This is a genomic window from Funiculus sociatus GB2-C1, from assembly GCF_039962115.1.
Classification (GTDB): Bacteria; Cyanobacteriota; Cyanobacteriia; order Cyanobacteriales; family FACHB-T130; genus Funiculus; species Funiculus sociatus.
In genome coordinates, this window is the sequence record NZ_JAMPKJ010000118.1 from 1 (window position 1) to 9,377 (window position 9,377).

A 9,377-nucleotide genomic window follows, 5' to 3' on the forward strand; every position below is an offset into this window, starting at 1 on the left:
ACCATTGCGAGGATTGCCCATAGACCGAGATGAATGCTGCAATTGTCAGCTTATCTTTCGCTGGAACACCTCTTGACAATCTCTGCTTTTTCTTAAGTTGACACTAATGGGCAATGCCATGCGTCTACCAAACGTTAGCACCGCAATATATTCCACCCAACTGAGAAACGCTATACGGTAGGGGCTTTTTGATTACCATGCCCCTATTTAGGCGATCGCGCTCCAAATATTTTTGTAACAACAATTAATACTTAGAGGGTAGACAAGGGTGGAACATTCCCTCTGTGGGTTGAAGATGGTAATTACTACAATAAGTAAAGACCAAAAGGGTTATCACGGAGATTGGGAAAGTTGAATCCTCAAGGCACATGGATTTGCGACGGTGTACCTAAAAATAACAATCAACAGTACCCTAGCACTGAACCCCATACACCGCAGGAAAATCACGGGCCAGACTGTATTATGTGTGGCTTGCCTAAAGAGGCAATGATCGCGGGGGGCAAAAAAAGTCAGAAAACTGTCGTGTCGAGTATCCCCGGTTCTAAGTCATCGGCGCGGCTAGCTTTCATTGTGGCGGGAATTGCGATCGCACTGTTAGCAGGATTGGGTTTATATAAAGTTTTACAAGGGAAGCAGCCTGCGGAAGTTACTTCTAGCGTCTCTGAACCTCCCACAGCTAATACAGAAGCAGTAGCGCCAGCAGATCCGCAAGCAATTGTCAGCGATACATCTGCAAACGCCCAGCTGATTAGTCAGGGTGAAAAGATATTGTTTGCGGGTGCAACAAATCCGGCAAAACAAGCCGGGGCATTGGCTTTTGCCCAGAAGAAATGGGATGATGCGATCGCGCAATACCAGCAAGCCGTCACCGCCAACCCCAACGACCCAGAAAGCAAAATTTATCTGAACAACGCCCAAGCTAAAAAAGCTGGAAATCCCCTGACGATGGCTGTTGTAGTTCCCGTCACCCCCAACCCCGATACAGCGAAAGAAGTTCTTCGGGGTGTCGGACAATATCAGGACAAGTTTAACGCCTCGCCTCCGACGGCTGGACGTTTGTTGGAGGTGGTAATTGTCAATGATATTGAACCGCAAAAAGCAGCTTCCCTGGCGCAAGATTTGATTAAGTCGCCGAATATTTTGGGAGTGCTGGGACATGGGGTAGATAATGGAAGTCAACAAGCGATCGCGCTTTACGAACAAGCTGGCTTAACCGTACTTTCTCCCATCAGCACCAGCATCACCCCCAATAGCAGCGGTCAATCAACTTTGCAAACAATTTCTCTCGCCAAAAAAGCCAACGAATTGTTAGGAAGTTACCTAAAAACTGTTGGCACTACCTTAGCGAAATACGCAAACTCTAAGCAATCTCCCGCTGCTGTTGCCGTTTTCTACAATTCTGATAGTCAATACAGTCAGCAACTCAAAGATCAATTCACAGCCGCTTTATCTCAAGTTAACGGCAAAGTCGTTAAAGAAGTGGATATTAATGCTGCCGGTTTTGATGCTGCTGCTACCATTGCCGATGTTAGCAACGCTGGGGCGAAAATTGGCTTTTTGGCACTAAGTAAAAACAAAGCCGATCAAGCGGTTGCGATCGCTAAAGCTAATAAATCCTTAGAATTAATTGGCGGTGATGAACTTTATAACCCTGCAATTTTAATACAAGGGGGAGATGCAATTCAAAACATCGTGCTGGCGGTTCCCTGGAGTTCCCAGCCAAACGATCCATTTGCAAATCAAGCCGCCACAATTTGGAAAGGAAGAGTCAGCTGGCGCACTGCCACAGCTTATGATGCTACTCAAGCTTTAGCAACTGCCTTCAGCCAAAATCCTAACCGTTCTGGAGTATCGCAGCAACTTCAAGTTGGTATCCCGATTACGGGAACTGCAACCGATTTTAATGTTCTCAATGAGGTTCCTTTGGTTAAAGCTGTTCCCGGTAAAAATGGGCCAGCCGGATCGAAATATCAATTCGATCCAATTTAAGTAGAGGGGTAAGTATATGGACAAAAAACCTAACCCCCCAGCCCCCTTCCCTACCAGGGAAGGGGGGGAAAGGCTAAACCATGTGCAACTTCTTCCTAGCCTCCCTTTCCAACAGGGGTTAGGGAAATCAAAATGTGGGGAAAGGCTACACCATGTGCAACTTCTTCTTAGCCTCCCTTTCCAAGGGGGGTTGGGGGGATCAAAACGTGATGCAAACAAGGACAGAGACCCTCTAACCCGTAGGTTTACGCACCGCTACACTAGAAAAAATTGTCAAGACTCCCCTCCCCTTGTAGGGGAGGGGTTGGGGGAGAGGTTTTATTTAATTTTGTCTACCAATTTAGCGATCGCACGCCCAACATCCCATGAGTAGTTTTCGTCGCGCATTCTGGCGGTATCCTCTATTCCAGATTCCGTTAATGTTTCTTTCCCTTTGTTTAATAGCAGCCCTTTTGTGCTGGCTATTGGGATTAGGTAGACCAAAAGTTGCGGTAGCGATCGCTCTCGATCTTAGCACCAGCACCTACGGCACGCAGTTCAACGCCCCTGGTACGATTATGTACCAGGAAGTGCAAGCCGTACAGTCGTATTTGGCAGAAAATGCCCAATTAAGAAACGCCAACCAAGTGCAAATTTTAGGGTTTGGGGGTGTGGTGCAAAGTCTTACAGGTAACGAATTTAAAACTGATAGCAAACAGGTAAGCGATGAATTAACCCAAGCTTTACAAAATCCCGATTTACCTCAGTTAGTTGCGAATAATACAACAGACATCAATGCAGCAATTCAAAAAGGTACAGAAGCACTCAGTGGAGTTAGCGATCGCTGCCGGGAATTATTATTAGTAACTGATGGCGGTGCTAATGTATCACCGAATGTTGTAAGTAATGCTGTGGCGCGTAAAGTCAAGGTTAATGCAATCGTAGTCGGAGCAGATTCCCCAGAATTAAAATTAACAGCTTTCACTACAGGCGGCATTTATGCGTCTGGTGAAACCAGTAATCTCCAAAGGTTTTTTACAGAAAGATTTTTTACTCGGTTTAACAGTAACCGCCAATGGATTATCTTATGGCTAGGTGCTGCTTGGATTGCCTTGATGTGGACGCTGACTCTGATTCTTGATAAGTTCGTCTTTCAGGGTTTATTTAAGTTACCGATGAATCTTTCTGGACAATTATCTCTAGGCAATGCTTTATTTTGGAGCGTACTTACGCCAATAATTATTTGGCAAATCTGGAAAATACTTGATTTACCCTTTTTCTCGTCATGTTGATCAAGTCATATTTTGCAACGCGAAGAACGCAGAGGCTTTCGCAAAGGGGCGCAACGGACTTACTCTGACTCTACGTTAGCGGCGCGGCGCGACAGTGCTACCTCTGCGATTACCTTTGCGTTAAAACTAAAAAAGCTGATACAGGAGAAATATCATGGCAGCAGTAGAAGAAAAAAGTATGGTTCCTACCGTACTCGTAGGAGTAGGTGGAACAGGCGTGGAAGTGCTGTCGCGGGTACGCCGACTGGTAGAAGAAACTTATGGCAGTTTAAAGAATTTCCCGATCATTAGTTTCCTGACAATTGATACTGATAAAGATTACAAAGTAAACAATCCAGAAGCAGCAGGAACGCCATTACAAGATAACGAGAAATTTTGGGCAAGTGTCAGCGGCAAAGAAGTCAGCGATATTATGTCCAATATGGGAAAATATCCTTGGATTGAGTCGTGGTTTCCCAAAGAATTAGAGCGAAATATTGGCGCATTAGAAGCAGGTGCGGGTCAAATTCGTGCTTGCGGCCGATTTGCTTTTTTTTATAACTACCACAAGATTCAGCAAAAATTTAATGAAGCTTGCGATCGCGTCAAGGGTCACGAGAACTTTATGCTGGATAAATATGGCATTAAGGTGAGCAGCGGTGGTTTAAATGTCTTCGTCACAGGCTCCCTTTCTGGCGGTACTGGTAGCGGTATGCTCATCGATTTGGGCTATTGCATCCGCAATTGGCTCAAAGGTCAAGCCAGCCCCCTGATAACGGCAATTGTGCCGATGCCTAACGCCTTTGCGAGTATCAAAGTGGGCGATCGCGTTCTCGCTAATGGCTACGCAGCGATGATGGAATTAAGCTATTTCTCGGACTACAGAACCGAGTACGCTGTTCAATTTAGCGGTGGATTAGCAGATGAAGTTCGCAACAAACGCCCTCCATTTGATTTTACCTATTTAGTAGGTACAAAAAATGGCGAAAGTGAGTTTTCCCTAGACCAAATTCGGGAAATGATCGGGCAAAATATTTTCCTAGATTTAACTAGCGATTTTGCTCCGCACAAGCGTTCAATCCGAGACAATATTAAAGGTGCTTGGGCGCAAGCAGATCCAGGCGGAAGAGGTTATCCCAAAAACTTTATGAGTTTTGGACTCTCTACAATTGAGATTCCCCTGGCTCAAATTCGCACTTCTTTATCTAGTCGTTTGGGAGTAGATTTAGTTAGTTGGTGGCTGAATGAATCTGTACCGTTACCGCCAAATGTTCTGGATTTGGTGCAAACCGATATCCTAAAAAGAATGCGGTTAACGGACGCGGAACTTATAGCGGATTTATCCTCAGCAAATGATAAATCCTATGTGTCAGAAATTTCTAACTGGGTGAACAGCATCCGCAATGAAATTGCCACCGATAATAAACTGCAATGCACCCATCAAGGTGTAAATGTTATCGGTTCGGAACGCGGTAAAATTCTGCAATTTGTAGATACTTATCTCACACCAAAGGTAGATGAATATCGCGCCAACCACTTGCGGGAATTAAGTCCGGACGAGCGATCGCATGGTGACTTCCTGCAAAAAATGTATGACAACCGCAACCGCATTATCCAGCAGGGAAGAAAAGCGTTAGAGGGGGAGTTGTACGATATTGTACGCGATCGCAACCGAGGATTAAAATTTGCCGATGCCTTCATCGCCACAGCCCGCCAACTATTGACAAATTCAGCAGAAAAGTTTCGCCGCGACTCAGAAAAAATTTGGCAACCCAACGAAGCAAATCGGCAAAGACAGTATGAGACAGCTTTACAAGATATTAATCAATTTAAAAGCTTGTTTGGTCTTACCAAGCAAGCACAAATGGAGAAATATTGCGAAGATGCTCTCACAGGTTTAGAAGGTAGTTTTGTTGCTATTATTCAGCGCAAAGCACGCGCTTTAGCATTAGAAGTAATTACCAGAATGCAAGAACATCTGGAATTACTAGAACGGCGACTGGCTCGATTTAATCAAAAATTGCGGCAACTACGCGATGGTTTCAAACAAAAAGCTGATAAAGAAGCTGATAGCGCCGATGCTTTGAAAATTAACGGAATTAAATTGTATGAACGGGAAGAACTAAACCTGCTCTATCGCGATATGATTGAGCAGTTGGCGGGTGCATCAGAAGGTAGCAAAAGCCGCTATGAATTGGGGATAGATCAAATTTGTAGCACGATGTCAGAAGACGTGTTGCGAGATGCTAGCCCTCTGTGGAAACAGACACGCGCTGCGGGTGAAGTAATGCAGCTATTTGATATTACTCAACTACCGGATGTGAACTCGGATGACTTCAAGGAAATTGTCGTTAGCAGAACTCAGTTAGTAGTAGAAAAGTCTCCCCAAGAAAGTCGGTTTAAGCGGGAACTCGCCGCAAGCGATCGCTTATTCAAAGCCTTGCAAAACGACCCAGAAGCAATCCGTAGCAACATTCGCATCGCCTACCAAAAATCACAACCCCTGATTTTACTTTCCCAAGCCGTTCTCAGCGGTGCAGATGCAGGTTTTACACCAGCATTAAATACCAAAGTTGCCATCGTCGGCGGTCGCAACAGCACCGATCCAGCCGCAATTAAACTGCTACCATATTTGCAAGAACGAGTCGGGAGTAGCGATGCGATCACCCCATTAGGAGATCAAGAACGTCACCGAATTGTTTTTGTGCAAGAAAAAGGCGGCTTTTCTCTGCGTTGCATTGACGGAATGCGAGAGCTGCGACAATCATATCAAGACTGGAAAGGACAATCTATAGAAGCCAAGCGATCGCAACTTAAAGGCGAAAGCAAAGATCCTCCCGTACCTGTCCACATTCAAAAAGAACCGCCTTTCTGGGATGTGTTTCCCGAAGATCCAGAAGTGTTCCGGTTGGTGGTACAAGCACGGGCTTTTGGTGTGTTGCGACTAGAAGAAAATCGCAACACTAAAGAAAATACAATCCGCTACACAAGAAAAACTGTAATTGGCACAGAAAATGTAGATATTGCTTCCGGTTGGGAAGAAGCTGTACAAGTGTTGGAAGTGCTGGCGTGTCGTCCTGATAAAGAGGAAATTCAGCGTCGAGTGACAGCACTCCTTGCCGCCGCTGATCAACCCCAAGAGAAGCGAGTTTTATATAACCAGTTGATGGCTTATCTGAAGCAGCGAGAAGTGGAATTGGAGAAAAATGGGGGAACTGATAGTCCAGATTACAGACGCGAAGCTACGATTATTCAAAATGTCATAGCTGCCAATAAGTTAAATGTTGGTGAAGGTGTTGGTGTGGTGATACCAAAACTGCAAGATCAGCCGCCTGTTAATAATGGTGGTGCTGCACCTGCACAGGTTTTCTGCACCAGTTGCGGCAACAAAAACCCCGCTAATTCTAAGTTTTGTTCCAAGTGCGGTACTCGACTGGTTCAATTCACCTAAATTAATCGATACCTTGATTAACTCGTTCCCAGGCTAAGCCTGGGAACGAGAAGGTGGTCTTTATCTCACCTTTCGATAAATGGCACAAAGGCGATTTGGTTTAAAAATTTTAGCTTTAAACATGAAATTAGGGGGGACGTTAATAATCAAGTGATCCTCAGATTCGTGGAATTTCTCAAATTGGGCTGGCATCCCTTTGGGTGTGGCTGTGCTGTAGGGAACTGGCTGGAAAAGAAATTCTGTAAATTCCACTTCTTCGCACTGCATTTGTTCAGTAATCTGCTTTACAAAAGCTTCACCCCTTAATAAATTAAACAGAGTTTCTTTTGCCTCTGGATCGAGGGTAAAATTGCCATCAAAATTTTCAATGATTTTCAGACCCATTTTATGTACAGCTATTTATTAACGCCTTAGAAAGGATAGCAATAAAATTGTCACTTCGAGCAATTTATTGCATTGGGCGATGTTTTTTTGTAACAAACTCCTTCACAGGTTCGCAATCAACACCAGCTTTATAGATTAAGAATAGTGAAGTATCTGAAATTGGGATAATAACCCAAGCACCAACAACCGCTTGAGCTGCATCGGAACTACGAACTAGAGCTTTCTGGAATAAAGCTATTTTTAATCCTGATAAAACTGGGGATTGAGTAATCCGCTGACTACCATTATTGCCAATAATATCCAAAGAAATAGTTTAGGCTTTTTGTACGTCCACTACCCAATATTTGCCAACATTTAATTCTTCATATAGTAACTGTTTCTCTTTATGGAATTCTTTATTTCCTCCTTCTGAAGCGCTCGGTCGCACCTAGGCGGTTGGTCTAAAAAGTATATTGGACAGCTCAAATAGGATTGCTATAGGATTTATAAAAATCAAAAATTGAACATAAAAGTTAGATCAAGGGTAAATCCAGGTAGCACAGATTCCCCTGATAAAGTAGGTGGAGTTTGATCCTGTGAGAAATTAATGATTTCTACATCTTGATTGGCACGATAAATTTCTGCTCTAGTAGTTTGAGGGTCAATCAACCAGCCAAGGCGCAAGCCGTTGGCGAGGTAATCGAGCATTTTGGTTTGGAGTTTTGACAAGCTATCTGTTTGGGAACGCAGCTCAATTACAAAGTCTGGACACAGAGGAGGAAATCGCCGCTTATCTTCAGAAGATAAGGCTTCCCATCGTTCTCGAATTACCCAAGAGACATCAGGCGATCGCTTCGCGCCATTGGGTAATTGAAAGATGGTGGAAGAGTCAAAGACATAACCTAGTCGTGTCTGACGGTTCCAGATAACCACATCGGCATTTAAATCGGAATTTCTAATACCAGTTTCTCCACCCGTAGGGGACATAATAATCAATTCTCCTTCAGATGTAAGTTCCATGCGCCATTCTTCATTTGCCATGCACAGATGATAAAATTGCTCATCTGTTAGAGCTACCATCGGGGGAACATTCAGAGTTATAGTTTCCATCGCTGATTTGAGGCGAACGTCAAGGTGGTTTTATTTTAAGCGATCGCATCCCCTAAAGGCGCTCCTTATTTGCTCAAAAAACTTTGTATTTGCCTTTTTACTTGATATTTCTGCACAGATAACTCAGACTGCCCATAAAATCACTCTTGGGGAATTCTATATATATGTACCTTAAAAAGTGATTCAAAGCCAATGACAAGTGGACAATCTCGGCTACCATCTAAAAAAGAGTGTCAAACGGCGATTAAGATCCTGACTCAATACGAGCGCCTCGCCAGAAAGTTTCAAAAGAATATTCCGGAAGATCGACTGGCAGAACTTAATCGTTTACGTGATGCTGGAAATATCACCATTAATGATATTCCCGCCACTCTGGGTCATGAATTTCCCGGAGTATTTGGCAACATGACGCTGGAAGAAATCCGCCAGTTGTGCAGTCAAATATAGGAGCGAAAAACTTTAAAGGAGAGTCATATGAGTTTTTACCCCGAAAACCATCTCAACCTCGAAGAACTGATCGCTCACTTTCAAAGCTCCCCTTTGGAAGGAGAGGAGTACGCATCTATCTATTATCCCGAAGTAGCGCTGTTGATTAGGCAACAGGGCGAGGCCGGTATTGCTTTCTTATGGAGGGAAATCGACCGTGCGGATACAGAAAGATTGCGAGCCATTCTCTTTGCACTCACAGTACCTCCACTAGAACACCACACGATAGGCGATCGCCTGCTTTCATACTTACATGATGAACGACCATCAATCGTTGCTGAAGCGGTTGATAGCTTGTGCAGACTGGGCGCAAAGGATACCGCGAATCAAGTTTTACCCCTACTCCAACATCCATCGGGTTACGTTAGAGGTAGCGTTCTGCGCTTTATGAGTCGCCTACATCCAGATAAAGCGTATCCTCTACTGATAGAAGCGCTGAAAGACCCTGATTTTATTGTGCGAGAGAATGCAGCAGACGAGCTAGGCGAGTTAGATGGGGCGGAAGCAATTCCTTACTTACGTCCATTGTTAGTAGACTCTCACCCGGATGTGCAACAAGCAGCACAAACAGCAATTGAGATGCTGGAGGAAAGTGAAAGCGACAAAGTTATACACTAGACCTCTTGCAAAAGTCGATGCTGAGGTAATATGGGGTCTAAACAAAGGCGCTCGCAAAAAACGGGTGAGCGATCACGCAGTCTGATTCATAAGAATATCTGATGAAATAC

The 9,377-nt window shown here is 44.3% G+C and carries 8 protein-coding genes; 5 read left to right on the forward strand and 3 right to left on the reverse strand.

Annotation, left to right across the window (positions count from 1 at the left end; translation table 11 throughout):
* Positions 1-351: 351 nt before the first annotated feature.
* The 3 genes from NDI42_RS28160 (at position 352) to NDI42_RS28170 (ending at position 6,690) form a co-directional block, all read left to right on the forward strand.
* The gene (locus tag NDI42_RS28160) at positions 352-1,989 is read left to right on the forward strand and encodes an ABC transporter substrate-binding protein (protein WP_190455414.1); all 1,638 of its coding nucleotides are present in this window, start codon (positions 352-354) and stop codon (positions 1,987-1,989) included.
* 365 nt (positions 1,990-2,354) lie between these two features.
* Positions 2,355-3,260, forward strand: coding sequence for a VWA domain-containing protein (locus NDI42_RS28165; RefSeq protein ID WP_190455417.1), 906 nt, complete (start codon positions 2,355-2,357; stop codon positions 3,258-3,260).
* 154 nt (positions 3,261-3,414) lie between these two features.
* On the forward strand, positions 3,415-6,690 hold the full coding sequence (locus tag NDI42_RS28170) for a tubulin-like doman-containing protein (protein ID WP_199311161.1): 3,276 nt from the start codon (positions 3,415-3,417) through the stop codon (positions 6,688-6,690).
* Between the two features lie 60 nt (positions 6,691-6,750).
* On the opposite strand, the gene NDI42_RS28175 is transcribed toward NDI42_RS28170, so the two are convergent.
* From NDI42_RS28175 to NDI42_RS28185, 3 genes are all read right to left on the reverse strand, one after another.
* Entirely contained in the window at positions 6,751-7,074 is a 324-nt protein-coding gene (locus NDI42_RS28175; RefSeq protein WP_190455419.1) for a hypothetical protein, read from the reverse strand.
* Between the two features lie 64 nt (positions 7,075-7,138).
* Entirely contained in the window at positions 7,139-7,378 is a 240-nt protein-coding gene (locus tag NDI42_RS28180; RefSeq protein ID WP_190455422.1) for a hypothetical protein, read from the reverse strand.
* 188 nt (positions 7,379-7,566) lie between these two features.
* Positions 7,567-8,163 (reverse strand): Uma2 family endonuclease, encoded by a 597-nt coding sequence (locus tag NDI42_RS28185; protein WP_190455425.1) that lies wholly within the window; start codon positions 8,161-8,163, stop codon positions 7,567-7,569.
* Positions 8,164-8,355: 192 nt separating this feature from the next.
* Between NDI42_RS28185 and NDI42_RS28190 the strand changes: the two genes are divergently transcribed.
* The gene (locus tag NDI42_RS28190; protein ID WP_190455427.1) at positions 8,356-8,610 is read left to right on the forward strand and encodes a hypothetical protein; all 255 of its coding nucleotides are present in this window, start codon (positions 8,356-8,358) and stop codon (positions 8,608-8,610) included.
* A gap of 27 nt (positions 8,611-8,637) precedes the next feature.
* Positions 8,638-9,267 (forward strand): HEAT repeat domain-containing protein, encoded by a 630-nt coding sequence (locus NDI42_RS28195; protein WP_190455429.1) that lies wholly within the window; start codon positions 8,638-8,640, stop codon positions 9,265-9,267.
* Positions 9,268-9,377: the final 110 nt, after the last annotated feature.

Bases quoted from the DNA above. Each gene is read 5' to 3' on its own strand.
- NDI42_RS28165 (WP_190455417.1), top strand. From the start codon at position 2,355: ATGAGTAGTTTTCGTCGCGCATTCTGGCGGTATCCTCTATTCCAGATT.
- NDI42_RS28170 (WP_199311161.1), top strand. From the start codon at position 3,415: ATGGCAGCAGTAGAAGAAAAAAGTATGGTTCCTACCGTACTCGTAGGA.
- NDI42_RS28175 (WP_190455419.1), bottom strand. From the start codon at position 7,074: ATGGGTCTGAAAATCATTGAAAATTTTGATGGCAATTTTACCCTCGAT.
- NDI42_RS28185 (WP_190455425.1), bottom strand. From the start codon at position 8,163: ATGGAAACTATAACTCTGAATGTTCCCCCGATGGTAGCTCTAACAGAT.
- NDI42_RS28190 (WP_190455427.1), top strand. From the start codon at position 8,356: ATGACAAGTGGACAATCTCGGCTACCATCTAAAAAAGAGTGTCAAACG.
- NDI42_RS28195 (WP_190455429.1), top strand. From the start codon at position 8,638: ATGAGTTTTTACCCCGAAAACCATCTCAACCTCGAAGAACTGATCGCT.